General features: G+C 57.7%; 21 protein-coding genes. 15 read left to right on the top strand and 6 right to left on the bottom strand.

Going from position 1 to position 16,948, the window contains the following annotated elements; translation table 11 throughout:
* Positions 1-56 precede the first annotated feature (56 nt).
* The 3 genes from AEQ67_RS13750 to AEQ67_RS13740 all read right to left on the bottom strand — a co-directional run bounded on the left by AEQ67_RS13750 (position 57) and on the right by AEQ67_RS13740 (position 2,287).
* Positions 57-746 carry an endonuclease gene (locus AEQ67_RS13750; protein ID WP_059404392.1) on the bottom strand — a complete coding sequence of 230 codons (690 nt, stop codon included), beginning with the start codon at positions 744-746 and terminating at the stop codon, positions 57-59.
* Between the two features lie 4 nt (positions 747-750).
* Positions 751-1,041: a DUF1654 domain-containing protein gene (locus AEQ67_RS13745; protein ID WP_059404391.1), complete on the bottom strand. Its 291-nt coding sequence runs from the start codon at positions 1,039-1,041 to the stop codon at positions 751-753.
* Positions 1,042-1,198: 157 nt separating this feature from the next.
* Positions 1,199-2,287 (bottom strand): asparaginase, encoded by a 1,089-nt coding sequence (locus AEQ67_RS13740; RefSeq protein WP_059404390.1) that lies wholly within the window; start codon positions 2,285-2,287, stop codon positions 1,199-1,201.
* 350 nt (positions 2,288-2,637) lie between these two features.
* Between AEQ67_RS13740 and AEQ67_RS13735 the strand changes: the two genes are divergently transcribed.
* The 8 genes from AEQ67_RS13735 to AEQ67_RS13700 all read left to right on the top strand — a co-directional run bounded on the left by AEQ67_RS13735 (position 2,638) and on the right by AEQ67_RS13700 (position 10,279).
* Positions 2,638-3,087 (top strand): hypothetical protein, encoded by a 450-nt coding sequence (locus tag AEQ67_RS13735; RefSeq protein WP_059404389.1) that lies wholly within the window; start codon positions 2,638-2,640, stop codon positions 3,085-3,087.
* 196 nt (positions 3,088-3,283) lie between these two features.
* Complete coding sequence (locus tag AEQ67_RS13730) at positions 3,284-4,240, top strand: sugar ABC transporter substrate-binding protein (protein ID WP_059404388.1); 957 nt, start codon at positions 3,284-3,286, stop codon at positions 4,238-4,240.
* A 56-nt stretch (positions 4,241-4,296) separates the two neighbouring features.
* Positions 4,297-5,850, top strand: a complete 1,554-nt coding sequence (locus AEQ67_RS13725) for a sugar ABC transporter ATP-binding protein (protein WP_059404387.1) — start codon at positions 4,297-4,299, stop codon at positions 5,848-5,850.
* A complete protein-coding gene (locus AEQ67_RS13720; RefSeq protein WP_059404386.1) occupies positions 5,847-6,824 on the top strand; it encodes an ABC transporter permease in 978 nt (325 codons plus the stop codon). Before AEQ67_RS13725 ends, AEQ67_RS13720 begins: the two co-directional genes overlap by 4 nt.
* Positions 6,825-6,827: 3 nt before the next feature.
* On the top strand, positions 6,828-7,847 hold the full coding sequence (locus tag AEQ67_RS13715; RefSeq protein ID WP_059404385.1) for a LacI family DNA-binding transcriptional regulator: 1,020 nt from the start codon (positions 6,828-6,830) through the stop codon (positions 7,845-7,847).
* Between the two features lie 42 nt (positions 7,848-7,889).
* Positions 7,890-8,807, top strand: a complete 918-nt coding sequence (rbsK, locus tag AEQ67_RS13710; RefSeq protein WP_059404384.1) for a ribokinase — start codon at positions 7,890-7,892, stop codon at positions 8,805-8,807.
* Positions 8,804-9,208 carry a D-ribose pyranase gene (gene rbsD / locus AEQ67_RS13705; RefSeq protein ID WP_059404383.1) on the top strand — a complete coding sequence of 135 codons (405 nt, stop codon included), beginning with the start codon at positions 8,804-8,806 and terminating at the stop codon, positions 9,206-9,208. The genes rbsK and rbsD overlap by 4 nt, the downstream gene beginning before the upstream one ends.
* 42 nt (positions 9,209-9,250) lie before the next feature.
* On the top strand, positions 9,251-10,279 hold the full coding sequence (locus AEQ67_RS13700; RefSeq protein ID WP_059404382.1) for a nucleoside hydrolase: 1,029 nt from the start codon (positions 9,251-9,253) through the stop codon (positions 10,277-10,279).
* 33 nt (positions 10,280-10,312) lie between these two features.
* On the opposite strand, the gene AEQ67_RS13695 is transcribed toward AEQ67_RS13700, so the two are convergent.
* A complete protein-coding gene (locus AEQ67_RS13695; protein WP_059404381.1) occupies positions 10,313-10,525 on the bottom strand; it encodes a hypothetical protein in 213 nt (70 codons plus the stop codon).
* A 132-nt stretch (positions 10,526-10,657) separates the two neighbouring features.
* Here AEQ67_RS13695 and AEQ67_RS13690 point away from each other — a divergent pair, with 132 nt between their 5' ends.
* Positions 10,658-10,963, top strand: coding sequence for a hypothetical protein (locus AEQ67_RS13690; RefSeq protein ID WP_059404380.1), 306 nt, complete (start codon positions 10,658-10,660; stop codon positions 10,961-10,963).
* A 168-nt stretch (positions 10,964-11,131) separates the two neighbouring features.
* On the top strand, positions 11,132-11,452 hold the full coding sequence (locus AEQ67_RS13685; RefSeq protein ID WP_059404379.1) for an I78 family peptidase inhibitor: 321 nt from the start codon (positions 11,132-11,134) through the stop codon (positions 11,450-11,452).
* A 72-nt stretch (positions 11,453-11,524) separates the two neighbouring features.
* Here AEQ67_RS13685 and AEQ67_RS13680 read toward each other — a convergent pair whose 3' ends face one another.
* Both AEQ67_RS13680 and AEQ67_RS13675 read right to left on the bottom strand, forming a co-directional pair.
* Positions 11,525-11,737 (bottom strand): cold-shock protein, encoded by a 213-nt coding sequence (locus AEQ67_RS13680; RefSeq protein ID WP_003179963.1) that lies wholly within the window; start codon positions 11,735-11,737, stop codon positions 11,525-11,527.
* A 292-nt stretch (positions 11,738-12,029) separates the two neighbouring features.
* Entirely contained in the window at positions 12,030-12,332 is a 303-nt protein-coding gene (locus AEQ67_RS13675; RefSeq protein WP_059404378.1) for a hypothetical protein, read from the bottom strand.
* Positions 12,333-12,704: 372 nt separating this feature from the next.
* On the opposite strand from AEQ67_RS13675, the gene thrS reads away from it, so the two are divergent.
* From thrS to pheS, 5 genes are all read left to right on the top strand, one after another.
* Positions 12,705-14,627 carry a threonine--tRNA ligase gene (gene thrS, locus AEQ67_RS13670; RefSeq protein WP_010455934.1) on the top strand — a complete coding sequence of 641 codons (1,923 nt, stop codon included), beginning with the start codon at positions 12,705-12,707 and terminating at the stop codon, positions 14,625-14,627.
* Positions 14,627-15,178: a translation initiation factor IF-3 gene (gene infC / locus AEQ67_RS13665; protein WP_169857083.1), complete on the top strand. Its 552-nt coding sequence runs from the start codon at positions 14,627-14,629 to the stop codon at positions 15,176-15,178. The genes thrS and infC overlap by 1 nt, the downstream gene beginning before the upstream one ends.
* 60 nt (positions 15,179-15,238) lie before the next feature.
* On the top strand, positions 15,239-15,433 hold the full coding sequence (gene rpmI, locus AEQ67_RS13660) for a 50S ribosomal protein L35 (protein ID WP_008145659.1): 195 nt from the start codon (positions 15,239-15,241) through the stop codon (positions 15,431-15,433).
* Between the two features lie 27 nt (positions 15,434-15,460).
* Positions 15,461-15,817: a 50S ribosomal protein L20 gene (gene rplT, locus AEQ67_RS13655; protein ID WP_007905879.1), complete on the top strand. Its 357-nt coding sequence runs from the start codon at positions 15,461-15,463 to the stop codon at positions 15,815-15,817.
* 109 nt (positions 15,818-15,926) lie between these two features.
* A complete protein-coding gene (gene pheS / locus AEQ67_RS13650) occupies positions 15,927-16,943 on the top strand; it encodes a phenylalanine--tRNA ligase subunit alpha (RefSeq protein ID WP_059404377.1) in 1,017 nt (338 codons plus the stop codon).
* The last annotated feature ends 5 nt before the right edge of the window (positions 16,944-16,948 follow it).

Here is a 16,948-nt window from a genome sequence, read left to right as displayed (position 1 = left end):
AAACGAAAAAAGGCCTCGGGTATCACGCCCGAGGCCTTGGTGTTTTCAGCGAACGCTTAACCGCAGGCTTTCATGTCGACCGGCCCGACAAACTCGTTGCCGCGCCCCATGACACACGCCACGCTCTGATTACGCTGGCGTTCCCAAGCTTGTACCGGATAGGTTTTGTTCCAGGCTTCGTACAGTTGGCGATCCTGTTTCGACAAGCTCAAGCCGTACTGCTTGCTCATGTAGAAATACGTCCGGGCGATCATGCCGCGAATGGAAGGGCGGGGCATGACCTTCTTCGCCTTGAAGTCGACCTGGGTCAGGCACGAACCGTATTGACCCGATTGCACCGGCAGCCAGCCGAAACTGAAATTGCTGCGATCGCCGTTTACCTCACCGATGCTCGGCACCAGGTTATGCAGATCGGCCTCGGCCTTCTGATAAACCGGGTCGTAGCGCGTGCAGTTCTTGCGCCCGCCTTCTTGCCAGCATTGACGTTGATGGCCGATCTGCCAGGCCGGGACAATGTGCTCCCACTCAATGCGGGAGGCGCGCTTGGCGTTTTTTCGCGGGACATAACCGCAGGCCGCGAGGTCGACTTTGTTGCCGGTGTATTTGCAGCCGCAATAGAACTCGGTTGATTGCGGGGCGTATAGCTTCCAGGCAACTTTCTTGGCTTCGTTGAAGGTGCGGGGGGCGGCAGCTTGCGCGCCCATGGTGAAGAACAGAAACAGTAAAACAAACCAACGGACACTCATTGACTCAATCTTCCTTCGGCACAACCCAGAAAATCTGCACACCGCCATCGTCGCGATAAGCGAGCGTGACGTTGTCGTTCTCATCGATCTCTTCGAGCAAGCGCTCCCACTCATCCACTGGCTCGTCCGGGAGGCGGAAGATCAGCGCTGCTTTGGCTTTTTGCGCGGTGGGGGAATTGATGATTTTCTGAACGCGCATACCCAGGCGTTCATAGGCGTCAGGAGAGGCGGAGGTGGTGGCCACGGAATTATCCTTATTAAGCTGTACGTGCATACAGTATTTAACTGTAGGCATTTTCGCAACTGCTTAAAATTCAAGAAAATCCTCTGACAGCAGTTTTTTCCGTTTGATGTAGGACGAAGGAGGTTTTTTTATCAGATAAGAGACCACTCGCCAGGGTTGGCGAGTGGCGCAAGCGGTGCCCGACCGGAGCCGGTCGGGCGAGGGTGAATCAGTATTCCCAGAACATCCGTTGCAGCTCTTTGCTGTCATTGGTCTTGGTCAGCGCGACCATGGCCAGGATGCGAGCCTTCTGCGGGTTCAAGTCATGTGCCACGACCCAGTCGTACTTGTCGTCAGGCTGTTCGGCGTTACGCAGGACGAAACCACCGGCGTTGACGTGGGAAGAACGAATGATCTGTACGCCATCCTTGCGCAGGGCTTGCAGGGTTGGCACGACCCGCGAAGACACCGAACCATTGCCGGTGCCGGCGTGGATGATCGCTTTGGCGCCTGACTGAGCCAGGGCTTTGTAGGCGGTATCGCTGACATTGCCATAGGAGTAGGCAATTTCGACGTCAGGCAGGCTCTTGATCGACTTGATGTCGAATTCCGAGTCCATGGTGTGGCGCTTGGCTGGTAAGCGGAACCAGTAGGATTTGCCTTCGACGACCATGCCAAGCGGACCCCAGGCACTTTTGAAGGCCTCGGTCTTGATGTTGATCATTTTGCTGACATCGCGACCCGACTGGATTTCATCGTTCATGGTCACCAGCACGCCTTTACCGCGTGCTTCTTTGCTGCTGGCCACGGCCACGGCGTTGTACAGGTTGAGCATGCCATCGGCGGACATCGCGGTGCCTGGGCGCATGGAGCCGACGACGATGATCGGCTTGTCGGTTTTTTCCACCAGGTTCAGGAAGTAGGCGGTTTCTTCCAGGGTGTCGGTGCCATGGGTGATGACGATGCCATCGACGTCTTTGCTGTCGGCCAGTTCCGCCACGCGACGACCCAGTTGCAGCAGGTTGTCGTTGGTGATGCTTTCGGACGCGATCTGCATGACCTGTTCGCCACGCACGTTGGCCAGTTGGCTCAGTTCCGGAACGCCAGCGATGAGTTGTTCGATGCCGACTTTCGCGGCTTGATAGGTTGCACTGTTAGCAGCGCTGGCGCCCGCGCCGGCAATGGTGCCACCGGTGGCCAGGATCACCACGTTCGCCAGTTTCTGTTGGGTGTCGACTTCTTTAGCCTGAAGGGCGGTAGGCAGGAGCAGCAGGAGGGCCAAGGCGCCCGGAACAAAGGTTTTGAAAGCAGATGTCATTATTTTTCTCTCTAGTAGTGAGACGGTGCTGATGCAGGTTCATCTAGATGCACCCCAGGCCGATCTGAACGCTTGGGGTACAAGAGAAGAGCAGGATCTGTACCAGTCACACTTTGAATCTGAAAAACCTTTTAACATCATGATTTGTATAAGTATTTGTGAATGAAATCGGCAGCGGTTCCGCGCCATGTCGTCCGGGTTTCCGAATATGTTTGATGTTTATGTTCGGCTCTCCGAAAAATCCTACAGTCTCTGTTGAACAAGTCGTCTTGCCGGATCTTGAATCACCGCTAAAGAAACCCACCCGCAGGTCGATGCTTCCTTAAAGGATCTTTTTTAACGGAGTTCACATGTCGTTTACTGTCGGTTTTCCAAACGCCGCTGTCGTCAACATCGGAGGCAAATCTGCGGTGGCAACTGATGCCTTGAGTGACACCACGGCTGAAGGCGCAGCGCAGCGGTTGGGTGTCGACGAGGACGACAAAAAAACCGTCAGCCTCGGTGGCGCCGGGCAGGGCAGTGCAAAAACCGAAAGCGCTGGTAGCAGTCAAAGTATTGCGGTGCAGATGCTGCTCAAGCGTATGCAGGAACTGCAACAGCAACTGCGCGAACAACAGCAGCAACTGGCCGCGACTCAGGCAGCGTCTTACTCATCACCGGAAGCCAAAGCCACGGCCGTGATGTCGGTTCAGCAGCAGATCGCCGATACCGCAGGCGCCATTGCTCAAGTGGCAGGGGCCCTGGCAAAAGCATTAACTGAAGGTTCCACTGCCGGTAATGTCGTCAGCACTACCGCGTGACACGATTGCCCGGTTGTTGCCAACCGAACCACAAAATGGTTGTTTCCGGTCGTTGACAAATATCGGCAGGGTTCGCATAGTTCGATCTCGCAAACGTTTGCGTGGTGCTCCCGAAGGCTCGTTCATTGAAAAGTGCGATCAAGCCTACGCCCAGCGCAAGTGTTGCTCACAATAATCATAAGATCGGAGTGAACTCATGAAGCTGCCATTCGCTGGACGTCTTCTCGCTGTCGCTATGCTGGCTGTCGCATCCGCCGCGTTACCCGTCTCCTCGGCCTTCGCCGAAACCCCTGAAAAACCTAAAGTCGCGCTGGTCATGAAATCCCTGGCCAATGAATTCTTCCTGACTATGGAAGACGGCGCCAAGGCTTACCAGAAAGACCACTCCGGCGATTTCGAGCTGATCTCCAACGGCATCAAGGACGAAACCGACACGGCTGGCCAGACGCGTATCGTCGAGCAAATGATTCTGGCCAAGGTCAATGCGCTGGTCATCGCGCCCGCTGACTCAAAGGCCATGGTGCCCGTGATCAAGAAAGCCATCGATGCCGGTATCACCGTGATCAACATCGACAACCAGCTTGACCCGGCCGTGGTCAAAAGCAAGAACATCACCGTTCCGTTCGTAGGCCCGGATAACCGCAAAGGTGCGCGCCTGGTGGGCGAGTACCTGGCCAAACAACTGAAGACCGGTGACGAAGTCGGCATCATTGAAGGCGTTTCCACTACCACCAACGCTCAAGCCCGCACCGCAGGCTTCAAAGATGCGATGGAAGCGGCGCAGATCAAGGTTGTCTCTCTGCAGTCCGGTGACTGGGAGATCGACAAGGGCAACAAGGTTGCCGCTTCGATCCTCAGCGAATACCCAGAAGTCAAAGCCCTGCTGGCCGGCAACGACAGCATGGCCGTCGGCGCCGTTTCCGCCGTACGTGCCGCAGGCAAGGCTGGCAAGGTACAAGTGGTCGGTTACGACAACATCAATGCCATTAAGCCGATGCTCAAGGACGGCCGCGTGCTAGCTACCGCTGACCAGTTTGCAGCCAAGCAAGCCGTGTTCGGCATCGAGACCGCGCTGAAAATCATCAAGGGCGAGAAAGTCGACAGCGGCGCCAACAGCGTTATCGAAACTCCGGTAGAGCTGGTGACCAAGTAGTCCTTCTGGCGAGACAACGGTGCTCGCCCGTCGGGGCGAGCACATGGAGAGTTTTTATGTCAGTTTGCGCCCCGAACGCTGTCCTCTCGGTCAGCGGTATCGGTAAGACTTATGCCCAACCGGTCCTGACCGGTATTGACCTGACGCTGATGCGCGGCGAAGTGCTGGCGCTGACCGGTGAGAACGGCGCCGGCAAAAGCACCCTGTCGAAAATCATTGGCGGGCTGGTCACACCGACCACTGGCCAGATGCAATTCCAGGGTCAGGATTACCGCCCCGGCAGCCGCACCCAGGCTGAAGACCTGGGCATCCGCATGGTCATGCAAGAACTCAATCTGCTGCCGACCCTGTCGGTGGCGGAAAACCTGTTCCTCGACAACCTGCCCAGCAGCGGCGGCTGGATCAGTCGCAAGCAACTGCGCAAGGCTGCAATCGAGGCCATGGCTCAGGTCGGGCTCGACGCGATCGATCCGGACACCCTGGTCGGTGAACTCGGCATCGGCCATCAACAAATGGTCGAGATTGCGCGCAACCTGATCGGCGATTGCCATGTGCTGATTCTCGATGAACCGACCGCGATGCTCACGGCCAGAGAAGTCGAGATGCTGTTCGAACAGATCACTCGCCTGCAGGCTCGCGGCGTGTCGATCATCTACATTTCCCACCGCCTCGAAGAACTGGCGCGAGTGGCCCAGCGCATTGCGGTATTGCGCGACGGCAACCTGGTCTGCGTCGAGCCGATGGCCAATTACAACAGTGAGCAACTGGTCACGTTGATGGTCGGTCGAGAACTCGGCGAACACATCGACATGGGGCCGCGCAAGATTGGCGCTCCGGCGTTGACGGTCAAAGGGCTGACTCGCTTGGACAAGGTTCGCGACGTGTCTTTCGAAGTGCGCGCCGGCGAGATCTTCGGTATTTCCGGTTTGATCGGGGCAGGGCGCACCGAGTTGCTGCGCCTGATTTTCGGCGCCGACACCGCGGACAGCGGCACGGTTGCCCTGGGTTCGCCGGCGCAAGTGGTGAGTATTCGTTCACCGGCTGACGCGGTCGGTCACGGCATCGCCCTGATCACCGAAGACCGCAAGGGTGAAGGCTTGCTGCTGACTCAATCGATCAGCGCCAACATTGCGCTGGGCAATATGCCGGTCATTTCCAGCGGCGGCTTCGTCAACAACGGTGACGAGATGGCCCTGGCCCAGCGTCAGATCGACGCCATGCACATCCGCAGTTCCAGCCCGACGCAGTTGGTGTCTGAGCTGTCCGGCGGCAACCAACAGAAAGTCGTGATCGGCCGTTGGCTGGAACGCGATTGCTCGGTGCTGCTGTTCGACGAGCCGACCCGTGGCATCGATGTGGGCGCCAAGTTCGACATCTATGCACTGCTTGGTGAGCTGACTCGCCAGGGCAAAGCGCTGGTGGTGGTGTCCAGCGACCTGCGTGAGCTGATGCTGATTTGCGACCGGATTGGCGTGCTGTCGGCGGGGCGCCTGATCGATACTTTCGAACGCGACAGCTGGACGCAGGATGATTTGCTTGCGGCCGCTTTCGCCGGCTACCCAAAACGTGATGCGCTGCTCAACGAAGCCGCGCCTAGGGATCTCCCATGACAACTGCAACGTCTGCTGGCAAACGTAGTGGCAACTTCTACGGCCTCGGCACCTATCTGGGCCTGGCCGGAGCCTTGCTGGCGATGATCGCGCTGTTCTCGGTCCTGAGCAGCCATTTCCTGTCTTACGACACCTTCAGCACCCTGGCCAACCAGATCCCCGATTTGATGGTGCTGGCGGTCGGCATGACGTTCGTCTTGATCATCGGTGGGATCGATTTGTCGGTGGGCTCGGTATTGGCGCTCGCGGCGTCGACGGTCAGCGTGGCGATTCTCGGCTGGGGCTGGAGCGTGCTGCCTGCGGCGTTGCTGGGGATGGGCGCTGCGGCGCTGGCCGGCACCATCACCGGCTCGATCACCGTGGCGTGGCGGATTCCGTCCTTCATCGTCTCCCTCGGCGTGCTGGAAATGGCTCGCGGCGTGGCGTACCAGATGACCGGTTCGCGCACAGCCTACATCGGTGATGCCTTTGCCTGGCTGTCCAACCCGATTGCCTTCGGTATCTCGCCGTCGTTCATCATTGCCTTGCTAATCATCTTCATTGCCCAGGCCGTGTTGACCCGTACCGTGTTCGGTCGCTACCTGATCGGCATCGGCACCAATGAAGAAGCGGTGCGTCTGGCAGGGATTAATCCAAAGCCCTACAAGATTCTGGTGTTCAGTCTGATGGGACTGCTGGCCGGTATCGCCGCGCTGTTTCAGATTTCCCGTCTGGAGGCTGCGGACCCGAATGCCGGTTCCGGTCTGGAGTTGCAAGTAATCGCTGCCGTGGTCATCGGCGGCACCAGCCTGATGGGCGGCCGTGGTTCGGTCATCAGTACGTTCTTCGGGGTGTTGATCATTTCCGTATTGGCGGCCGGTCTGGCGCAAATCGGCGCGACCGAACCGACCAAGCGCATCATCACCGGCGCGGTGATCGTGGTCGCGGTGGTGCTTGATACTTATCGCAGTCAGCGCGCAAGCCGGCGGACCTGAGTCATGGCAACGATCAAGGATGTGGCAGCGCTCGCGGGAATTTCCTACACCACGGTTTCCCACGTGGTGAACAAGACTCGACCGGTCAGTGAAGAAGTGCGGATCAAAGTCGAGGCGGCGATCAAGAGTCTTGACTACGTGCCCAGCGCCGTGGCCCGCTCGCTCAAGGCTAAAACTACTGCGACCATCGGCCTGCTGGTGCCTAACAGCCTCAACCCGTACTTCGCCGAACTGGCCCGTGGGATCGAGGATTACTGCGAGCGCAACGGCTACTGCGTAATCCTCTGCAACTCCGACGACAACCCGGACAAGCAACGCAGCTACCTGCGCGTGCTGCTGGAAAAGCGTATCGACGGGCTGATCGTGGCGTCGGCCGGCGGTGACGCAGGATTGGCAGAAGGCCTTGCAGCGGTACGCACGCCAATGGTCATCGTCGACCGTGGGCTGGCCGGTGTGAATGCCGATCTGGTGCGCATCGACCACGAATACGGCGCCTATCTGGCGACCCGACACCTTCTGGAGTTGGGCCATCGGGACATCGCCACGATTGGCGGTCCGGCGAGTACCAGTGTGGCGCAGATGCGTCTGGCCGGTTATTGCCGCGCGTTGAAAGAGGCGGGCGTTGAAGTGCCTCGCGAGCGCATGCTGGAAAGCGACTTCACCAGCACCGGCGGTTACAACGCCGCTGCGATCCTGTTGGAAAAGAACCCGCCCAGCGCGATCTTCGCCGGCAACGACATGATCGGCATCGGCGTGCTGCGCGCGGCGGCCGAGCGCAATATTCGTGTACCGAGCGATCTGTCGGTGATCGGCTTCGACGATATCCAGATGAGCCGTTACGTCTATCCGGCGCTGACCACGGTGGGCCAGTCGATCCTGCAATTGGGCGAGATGGCCGCGGAAGTGCTTTTACGCAGGATCGCCACGCCGGATATGGCCACCGATCAACGGATCGTGACGCCGAGCATTGTCCTGCGCGAATCGACTGCGCCGCTGGCCGGTGTGTTCGAAGAGTACCGCTAAACCCAAAGCACCGCTGAAACCAGAATTGATGAGTAGTGATGTATGCCAGCAAAAGTAGTGGTAATCGGCAGCCTGAACATGGACCTGGTCACCCGGGCCCCAAGGTTGCCCCGTGGTGGTGAAACACTGATCGGCAGGTCGTTTTCCACGGTCTCCGGCGGCAAGGGCGCGAATCAGGCAGTCGCCGCCGCGAGGCTGGGCGCGCAGGTGTCGATGGTCGGCTGTGTGGGCAGTGATGCCTATGGCGAACAGCTGCGCGGGGCGTTGTTGGCCGAGCAAATCGATTGCCAGGCCGTGAGCACCGTCGACGGTGCCAGCGGTGTGGCGTTGATTGTGGTCGACGACAACAGTCAGAACGCGATCGTGATCGTCGCCGGTGCCAATGGTGCGTTGACGCCAGAAGTGATCGACCGTTTCGATGCGGTATTGCAGGCGGCAGATGTGCTCATCTGCCAGCTGGAAGTGCCGGATGCCACCGTCGGCCATGCGCTCAAGCGCGGTCGCGAGTTGGGCAAAGTCGTGATCCTGAACCCGGCACCGGCCAGTCGCCCGCTGCCGGCAGACTGGTACGCGGCCATCGATTACCTGATTCCCAACGAAAGCGAAGCCTCGGCCCTGAGCGGGTTGCCGGTGGACTCCCTGGAAACCGCCGAAACCGCCGCGGCCCGTTTGATCGCCATGGGCGCCAGCAAGGTCATCATCACCCTCGGCGCCCAAGGTTCGCTGTTTGCCAATGGCAAAGTCTTCGAGCATTTCCCGGCGCCCAAGGTGAAGGCTGTCGACACCACGGCGGCTGGCGACACCTTTGTCGGTGGTTTCGCCGCGGCGTTGGCGACCGGCAAAACCGAAGCTCAAGCCATCCGTTTCGGCCAGGTCGCTGCGGCGTTCTCGGTCACTCGTGCCGGCGCGCAACCCTCGATTCCCACCTTGTCCGACGTACAGGCCTTTAAAGCACCATGAAAAAAACACCACTGCTTAACGTCGCGCTATCGCGGCTGATCGCGTCCCTGGGGCATGGCGACATTGTGGTCATTGGTGATGCCGGGCTACCGGTGCCGCCGGGCGTCGAGCTGATCGACCTGGCCCTGACCCACGGCATTCCGGATTTCGTCAGCACTTTGAAAGTTTTGCTCAGTGAAATGCAGGTCGAAAGCCATGTGCTGGCCCAGGAAATCCTTGAGAAACAGCCATCGGCGCTGACGACGCTGGACGAGTTGAATGCCGAAGGTGCGCTGGGTCAGCGCGAGCTGCTCAGCCATGACCAATTTAAAGTCCTCAGCCGACAGGCACGGGCGATTATTCGCACAGGCGAATGTCAGCCGTACTGCAACATTGTGCTGGTGGCTGGGGTGACGTTTTAGTTCGCTGTTGTCTTTCTGTGTTCCACGCACAAGGAGTGCGCTATGTACCGCTATGCTCAGAAACTGCACCACCTGCTCCGGAGTCTGCTGCTTTTGTCCCTGATTACCGCAACAAGCGCCCACGCGGCGGAAAAGATCGACCTGATCATCGACACCGATCCGGGGGCCGACGACGTGGTTGCCTTGCTGTTCGCCCTGGCATCGCCCGAAGAGCTGAGCATTCGTGCGCTGACCACCGTCGCCGGCAACGTTCGCCTGGACAAGACATCGCGTAATGCGCGCCTGGCCCGTGAGTGGGCGGGGCGCGAAGAAGTGCCGGTCTACGCCGGTGCGCCGAAACCGCTGATGCGCACGCCGATCTACGCCGAGGATATCCATGGCAAGGAAGGGTTGTCGGGTGTCGCTGTGCATGAACCGAAGAAAGGCCTGGCCCAAGGCAATGCGGTCAACTACCTGATCGACACCTTGAAGACCGCCAAGCCTCACAGCATCACTATCGCCATGCTCGGCCCGCAGACCAACCTGGCCCTGGCGCTGATCCAGGAACCAGAAATCGTTCAGGGCATCAAGGAAGTGGTGATCATGGGCGGGGCTCACTTCAACGGGGGCAATATCACCCCGGTGGCCGAGTTCAACCTGTTCGCCGATCCGCAGGCGGCGGAAGTGGTGCTCAAAAGTGGCGTGAAGCTGACCTACCTGCCGCTGGACGTGACCCACAAGATTCTCACCAGCGAGGCACGACTGAAGCAGATCGCGGCCATCAATAACAATGCCAGCAAGCTGGTGGGCGATATTCTGAATGAGTACGTCAAGGGTGACATGGAGCACTACGGCCTGCCGGGCGGCCCGGTGCATGACGCCACGGTGATTGCCTACCTGCTCAAGCCGGAGCTGTTCACCGGTCGATCGGTCAACGTAGTCGTAGATAGCCGCGAAGGTCCGACCTTCGGCCAAACCATCGTCGACTGGTATGACGGCCTGAAAGCGCCGAAGAATGCTTTCTGGGTTGAAAGCGGCGACGCTCAGGGCTTCTTCGATCTGCTGACCGAGCGTCTGGCTCGTCTGAAGTAAGCGTCATGCCCGCAGGTGCCAGCCTGCGGGTTTTTACTCTCTCCCGGAATCTGCTGCACCCATGAGGTCGGCGGGGTACTTCTCGAAAATCTGCGCGATAAATTGCTGGGCGGCTTCGGTCCCCAGCTCCTTGACCAATAGATCGATACCAATAATTGCCAACTCTTCCGGGCTGCCCGGGCTGTAAGAGCTGTGACCCTGTCGCCACTTGACTGTGATGTTGGCGTCGATGTTTATGGTGGACATGATGGCGCTCGTGAAGTCGGGGAAGTCTGAGTGTCGAGTTAACCATTTTGCGCGGCTTTTGGCACTCCGACTTAGGCATGGGGGAAGGGCTATGCGACACTTGGTCTTTAACGATTTTCCAAGGACAGTGCTGTGCAGATCGATTTGAATACGCCTGACGGCTTGACCCTTGAGGCTGTGCGCCAGTTGCTGGCCAGCGCGAGCGATGATGAACACACCCAGTTGCGCGTGACCAAAGGTGGCATCGCCTACATTTCGTCAGGTGTCGTCGGCGGCACCGACATTGGCGGGCTGCTGTTTCGCCTGGAGACGTGGGCCAAGGGCTCTGGTTATGTAGGACGTGTCGCCGCCAGCGACGAGGTCTGGGTCATGCAGATCTTCAACGCGCTCAAAGAGAACTGGCCGACGCCGCCGTTCGACTACATCGACGTTTATTGAGGGCTGTTCATATTCAGTCACGATTGAGGGGTAAACGGCGGGGCGATGCTCAGGCAAACTCGCCGCCTGACCGGATTGAGGGCAGGGTGCTGGCACTCGCTCTCTGAAACCAAACGCCAGATTGGCGGTCGCACGATCTCAGCTTAACTATTGAAAGAAGGAGGCTTCATGCCTTGGAAGCTCGCGTCATTGGGTACTTTGCTGGCCGTTGCCACGCTGGCCGGTTGCAGCACTACCTCCACCGAGTCGGCAACAGACCCTGTTACGACGACTGACACGGGACACAGCCGTTGTGAGGCAAAGGCTGCCGAATTCACCATTGGTAAAAAAGCTTCGCCCGAACTGCTGGAGCAGGCGCGTACCCGTGCAGGGGCACAGAATGCTCGGTTCCTTTTGCCCACCGACATGGTGACCCTGGAATACCGCTCCGATCGCCTGAACCTGAACACCGATGCCAATCGGGTCGTCACCCGCGTCAACTGCGGCTGATCGCATCAGGCTTTTGTTTCACCCATAAAAAACCCCGTCACATGGACGGGGTTTTTTTAGTGCGCCTGGAAATTACTCTGGGCGAACTTGAGCAGCTTGCATACCCTTTTGGCCTTTCTCAGCCACGAAGGAAACAGTCTGGCCTTCTTTCAGGCTTTTGAAACCGTCGCTTTCGATAGCTTTGAAGTGTACGAACAGGTCGTCACCGCCACCTTGAGGAGTGATGAAGCCGAAGCCTTTTTCATCGTTGAACCATTTAACGGTGCCGGTTTGGCGATTAGACATGGTGTATCTCCAAGAAACATATATTTTCAGTAGTACTGTGCTGCTCAGGCCAACTGGGCACACCCGAGTATCATAGTCGAAATGTTCGCTTTGGGAGCCCCCCGGACGTGCTGTTTGCCCTACAGTCGTGCTTTCTTTGTTGCCTGATGTGGCTGAAAGCCCCGTAGTTAAAGGCTTTCAGCCGAAAGTAAAGACGATAAAAAAAGCTGTAAAACCTGCATAAATTGTACGAAAAAGCGCTTTTCGGAGGCTTTTCATCGGCTGTTGAGGCCTTCAAAGCGTCCATTCGGGCTTATTTTTTCGCTTTGTTATCGGCTTTGCACGAGGCAATTTGGCCCAGTGCTTTTTGTTTCAGGGCGTCACTGGCTGTGTTGTCCATCAAGGACTGGATGTCGCTGGCCGGGTACGATTTGATCGCGTCGGCACCACAAGCGCAGTGAGCTTTGGCCGCAGCAGCGCCGATCTGTGGGGTGGCTGCCTGGGTGCACTGAGCCATGTATTTCTCGCGTTCACCCTTTGGCCAATCTGCATGTGCCGCCAGTGGCAGCAACAGGACGAGGGGGGCGACTACAGCGAACAAACGATTCAGACGCATGCTGGGATGCTCCTTGTGGGTCAATGTCTTGTTATCTGAGGGGTAAAGCGGGGTCCAAGTTCAGCACTCTGGCGAAAATGCCTGATTTGCGCCAGCAGAAAACCTCTGTGCCGCGGCGACCGTTCATCTGTGCTAGCATTCCCCGCTCGGGCGTTTGCAGGCTCCGGATGACCTTCAGTCCCGGCAGCGGCAGCGGCACGAATAACCCTGATTTGAATCCCAGTCACTCTGGTTCGGTTTTCCGGTTGGCCGCAAGGCTCCTGCCGCTGTAAGGCAGGCGTTCGTCATTGAATGGCCTGGATCGGATCTTGTACTGGCTCATCCCAACCCACGTGACCTTTGGTAGGGGTCACCACTAGGAGAGGAGGCGCCATGCCAACTATTACTCTTCCCGACGGCAGTCAACGTTCATTCGATCACCCGGTTTCCGTAGCCGAGGTCGCCGCATCCATTGGTGCTGGCCTGGCCAAAGCCACCGTGGCCGGCAAGGTCAATGGCAAGCTGGTCGACGCCAGCGACATCATCGACAGCGATTCCACGCTGCAAATCATTACGCCAAAGGATGAAGAGGGGCTGGAGATCATTCGCCACTCTTGCGCCCACCTGGTCGGCCATGCGGTCAAGCAGCTGTACCCGACTGCGAAGATGGTCATCGGCCCGGTCATCGACGAAGGCTTCTATTACGACATCGCCTTCGAGCGTCCTTTCACTCCGGACGACCTCGCCGCGATCGAACAGCGCATGCAGCAGCTGATCGAAAAAGATTACGACGTGATCAAGAAAGTCACTCCGCGCGCCGAAGTGATCGAAGTGTTCAAGGCCCGTGGCGAAGACTACAAGTTGCGCCTGGTCGAGGACATGCCGAACGAACAGGCCATGGGCCTGTACTATCACGAAGAATACGTCGACATGTGCCGCGGTCCGCACGTGCCGAACACCCGCTTCCTGAAATCCTTCAAGCTGACCAAGTTGTCCGGCGCCTACTGGCGTGGCGATGCCAAGAACGAGCAGTTGCAGCGCGTTTACGGCACCGCATGGGCTGACAAGAAGCAGCTGGCGGCTTACATCCAGCGCATCGAAGAAGCTGAAAAGCGCGATCACCGCAAGATCGGCAAGCGCCTGGGCCTGTTCCACACCCAGGAAGAATCCCCGGGCATGGTGTTCTGGCACCCGAATGGATGGACCCTGTACCAGGTGCTCGAGCAGTACATGCGCAAGGTGCAGCGCGACAACGGTTATCTGGAGATCAAGACTCCGCAAGTCGTTGACCGCAGCCTGTGGGAGAAATCCGGGCACTGGGCCAACTACGCCGACAACATGTTCACCACGCAGTCGGAAAACCGCGATTACGCGATCAAGCCAATGAACTGCCCTTGCCACGTGCAAGTGTTCAATCAGGGCCTGAAAAGCTACCGCGAGTTGCCGATGCGCCTGGCCGAATTCGGTGCCTGTCACCGTAACGAGCCGTCGGGTGCGTTGCACGGCATCATGCGTGTGCGTGCGTTCACTCAAGACGATGCCCACATCTTCTGCACCGAAGAGCAGATGCAGGCTGAATCCGCTGCGTTCATCAAGCTGACCATGGACGTCTATGCCGACTTCGGCTTTAAAGACGTCGAGATGAAGCTGTCCACTCGTCCGGAAAAACGTGTCGGTTCCGACGAGCTGTGGGACCGCGCTGAAGCTGCATTGGCTGCAGCCCTTGATAGCGCTGGCTTGCCGTACGATCTGCAGCCGGGCGAGGGTGCGTTCTACGGTCCGAAGATCGAATTCTCGCTGAAAGATTGCCTCGGCCGCGTCTGGCAGTGTGGTACTCTTCAGCTCGATTTTAACCTGCCTGTCCGTCTGGGAGCCGAATACGTCTCCGAAGACAACAGTCGCAAGCACCCGGTGATGTTGCATCGGGCGATCCTGGGCTCCTTCGAACGTTTCGTCGGAATTCTGATCGAGCACTACGAGGGTGCATTCCCTGCGTGGCTGGCTCCGACCCAGGCAGTGATCATGAATATCACTGATAAACAGGCCGATTTTGCCGCCGAGGTTGAAAAAACCCTCAACGAAAGCGGATTTCGTGCCAAGTCTGACTTGAGAAATGAAAAGATCGGCTTTAAAATCCGCGAGCATACTTTGCTCAAGGTTCCTTATCTCTTGGTTATCGGAGATCGGGAAGTCGAGATGCAGACTGTCGCTGTGCGTACTCGTGAAGGTGCTGACCTGGGCTCGATGCCCGTCGCCCAGTTCGCTGAGTTTCTCGCGCAAGCGGTTTCCCGGCGTGGTCGCCCAGATTCGGAGTAATTACTATTAAGCGTGAAATGAGACAAGATAAACGAGCTGCACCGAAAGCCCCGATCAACGAGAATATCTCGGCACGCGAGGTTCGGTTAATTGGGGCTGAAGGTGAACAGCTTGGGATTGTGTCAATTGAAGACGCGCTTCTTAAGGCTGAAGAGGCCAAACTGGATCTGGTGGAAATTTCCGCCGATGCAGTACCCCCTGTTTGCAAACTGATGGACTACGGCAAATCGATCTTCGAGAAGAAGAAGCAGATTGCCGCGGCCAAGAAAAACCAGAAGCAGATCCAGGTTAAAGAAATCAAGTTTCGTCCAGGGACGGAGGAAGGGGATTACCAGGTAAAACTGCGCAACCTGGTACGTTTCCTGAGTGATGGGGACAGGGCCAAGGTATCCTTGCGATTCCGCGGCCGTGAGATGGCCCACCAGGAGCTGGGGATGGAACTCCTCAAGCGAGTTGAAGGTGACTTGCTCGAGTACGGTTCGGTCGAACAGCATCCTAAGATGGAAGGACGCCAGCTGATCATGGTCATCGCCCCGAAAAAGAAGAAGTAATCAATAGGGCACGGCAGGCCTTCTGATTATGTTTATCAACTGAATGCGGAGTATCCGAACATGCCAAAAATGAAAACTAAAAGTGGTGCTGCTAAGCGGTTTCTGAAAACTGCTAACGGTATCAAGCACAAGCACGCTTTCAAGAGCCACATCCTGACTAAAATGTCGACCAAGCGTAAGCGTCAACTGCGCGGTAGCAGCTTGCTGGCACCGTGTGACGTGGCAAAAGTCGAGCGCATGCTGCGCCTTCGTTAATTTAGTCAAGAATAGAGGAAGTAACTCATGGCTCGTGTAAAGCGTGGCGTCATTGCCCGTAAACGTCACAAAAAAATTCTGAAACTTGCTAAAGGCTACTACGGCGCTCGCTCGCGCGTATTCCGTGTTGCCAAGCAAGCGGTAATCAAGGCAGGCCAATACGCCTACCGTGACCGTCGTCAGAAAAAACGTCAGTTCCGCGCTCTGTGGATCGCTCGTATCAACGCTGGTGCACGTATCAACGGTCTGTCCTACAGCCGTTTCATCGCCGGCCTGAAAAAAGCGTCCATCGAGATCGACCGTAAGGTTCTGGCTGATCTGGCAGTGAACGAAAAAGCGGCGTTTGCTGCGATTGTCGAGAAAGCTAAAGCCACCTTGGCTTAAGTACCCCCGACAGTCACCCGGCCTCACCTCTGTGGGGCCAGGTGTTAAACGTCATAAATAGGGGAAGAGCCTTCAAGCTCTTCCCCTATTTTGTATCTGGAGTCTGTACATGGAAAACCTGGATGCGCTCGTCTCTCAAGCACTAGAGGCTGTGCAAAGCGCTGAAGATATCAATGCCCTGGAGCAAATCCGGGTTCACTACCTTGGCAAAAAGGGTGAATTGACTCAGGTGATGAAGACCCTGGGGAATTTGCCGGCAGAAGAGCGTCCGCAAGTCGGCGCCCTGATCAACGTTGCCAAGGAGCGTGTCACAGAGGTTCTCAATGCGCGCAAGGCGTTGTTTGAAGAGGCTGATCTAGCCGCCAAACTGTCTGCCGAGTCCATTGACGTGACCCTGCCTGGCCGTGGCCAGTCCTCGGGTGGTCTGCATCCGGTTACTCGCACTCTGGAACGTATCGAACAGTTCTTCACCCACATTGGCTACGGCATTGCCGAAGGCCCTGAGGTCGAAGACGACTACCACAACTTCGAAGCGCTCAACATCCCAGGCCACCACCCGGCCCGGTCGATGCATGACACCTTCTATTTCAATGCCAACATGCTGCTGCGCACCCATACCTCGCCGGTACAGGTCCGCACCATGGAATCGAAACAGCCGCCGATCCGCATCGTCTGCCCAGGCCGTGTGTACCGCAGCGACTCCGATATCACCCACTCGCCGATGTTCCACCAGGTCGAAGGCCTGCTGGTTGACCGCGACATCAACTTCGCCGACCTGAAAGGGACCATCGAAGAGTTCCTGCGGGTGTTCTTCGAAAAAGAACTGGCCGTGCGTTTCCGTCCTTCGTACTTCCCGTTCACCGAGCCGTCCGCTGAAGTCGACATGGAATGCGTGATGTGCAGCGGTAAAGGCTGCCGCGTCTGCAAACAGACTGGCTGGCTGGAAGTCATGGGCTGCGGCATGGTTCACCCGAACGTACTGCGCATGTCCGGGATCGACCCGGAAGAGTTTTCGGGCTTTGCCTTCGGCATGGGCGTTGAGCGTCTGGCCATGCTGCGTTACGGCGTGAACGACTTGCGTCTGTTCTTCGACAACGACTTGCGGTTCCTCGCGCAATTTCGCTAGTCGTA

The organism is Pseudomonas sp. RIT-PI-q (assembly GCF_001297125.1).
Classification (GTDB): Bacteria; Pseudomonadota; Gammaproteobacteria; order Pseudomonadales; family Pseudomonadaceae; genus Aquipseudomonas.
Note: the sequence above shows the minus strand (reverse complement) of the source record. Positions and strands in the feature narration are given on the sequence as shown.

Bases quoted from the DNA above. Each gene is read 5' to 3' on its own strand.
- AEQ67_RS13750 (WP_059404392.1), bottom strand. From the start codon at position 746: ATGAGTGTCCGTTGGTTTGTTTTACTGTTTCTGTTCTTCACCATGGGC.
- AEQ67_RS13745 (WP_059404391.1), bottom strand. From the start codon at position 1,041: ATGCCTACAGTTAAATACTGTATGCACGTACAGCTTAATAAGGATAAT.
- AEQ67_RS13740 (WP_059404390.1), bottom strand. From the start codon at position 2,287: ATGACATCTGCTTTCAAAACCTTTGTTCCGGGCGCCTTGGCCCTCCTG.
- AEQ67_RS13735 (WP_059404389.1), top strand. From the start codon at position 2,638: ATGTCGTTTACTGTCGGTTTTCCAAACGCCGCTGTCGTCAACATCGGA.
- AEQ67_RS13730 (WP_059404388.1), top strand. From the start codon at position 3,284: ATGAAGCTGCCATTCGCTGGACGTCTTCTCGCTGTCGCTATGCTGGCT.
- AEQ67_RS13725 (WP_059404387.1), top strand. From the start codon at position 4,297: ATGTCAGTTTGCGCCCCGAACGCTGTCCTCTCGGTCAGCGGTATCGGT.
- AEQ67_RS13720 (WP_059404386.1), top strand. From the start codon at position 5,847: ATGACAACTGCAACGTCTGCTGGCAAACGTAGTGGCAACTTCTACGGC.
- AEQ67_RS13715 (WP_059404385.1), top strand. From the start codon at position 6,828: ATGGCAACGATCAAGGATGTGGCAGCGCTCGCGGGAATTTCCTACACC.
- rbsK (WP_059404384.1), top strand. From the start codon at position 7,890: ATGCCAGCAAAAGTAGTGGTAATCGGCAGCCTGAACATGGACCTGGTC.
- rbsD (WP_059404383.1), top strand. From the start codon at position 8,804: ATGAAAAAAACACCACTGCTTAACGTCGCGCTATCGCGGCTGATCGCG.
- AEQ67_RS13700 (WP_059404382.1), top strand. From the start codon at position 9,251: ATGTACCGCTATGCTCAGAAACTGCACCACCTGCTCCGGAGTCTGCTG.
- AEQ67_RS13695 (WP_059404381.1), bottom strand. From the start codon at position 10,525: ATGTCCACCATAAACATCGACGCCAACATCACAGTCAAGTGGCGACAG.
- AEQ67_RS13685 (WP_059404379.1), top strand. From the start codon at position 11,132: ATGCCTTGGAAGCTCGCGTCATTGGGTACTTTGCTGGCCGTTGCCACG.
- AEQ67_RS13680 (WP_003179963.1), bottom strand. From the start codon at position 11,737: ATGTCTAATCGCCAAACCGGCACCGTTAAATGGTTCAACGATGAAAAA.
- AEQ67_RS13675 (WP_059404378.1), bottom strand. From the start codon at position 12,332: ATGCGTCTGAATCGTTTGTTCGCTGTAGTCGCCCCCCTCGTCCTGTTG.
- thrS (WP_010455934.1), top strand. From the start codon at position 12,705: ATGCCAACTATTACTCTTCCCGACGGCAGTCAACGTTCATTCGATCAC.
- rpmI (WP_008145659.1), top strand. From the start codon at position 15,239: ATGCCAAAAATGAAAACTAAAAGTGGTGCTGCTAAGCGGTTTCTGAAA.
- rplT (WP_007905879.1), top strand. From the start codon at position 15,461: ATGGCTCGTGTAAAGCGTGGCGTCATTGCCCGTAAACGTCACAAAAAA.
- pheS (WP_059404377.1), top strand. From the start codon at position 15,927: ATGGAAAACCTGGATGCGCTCGTCTCTCAAGCACTAGAGGCTGTGCAA.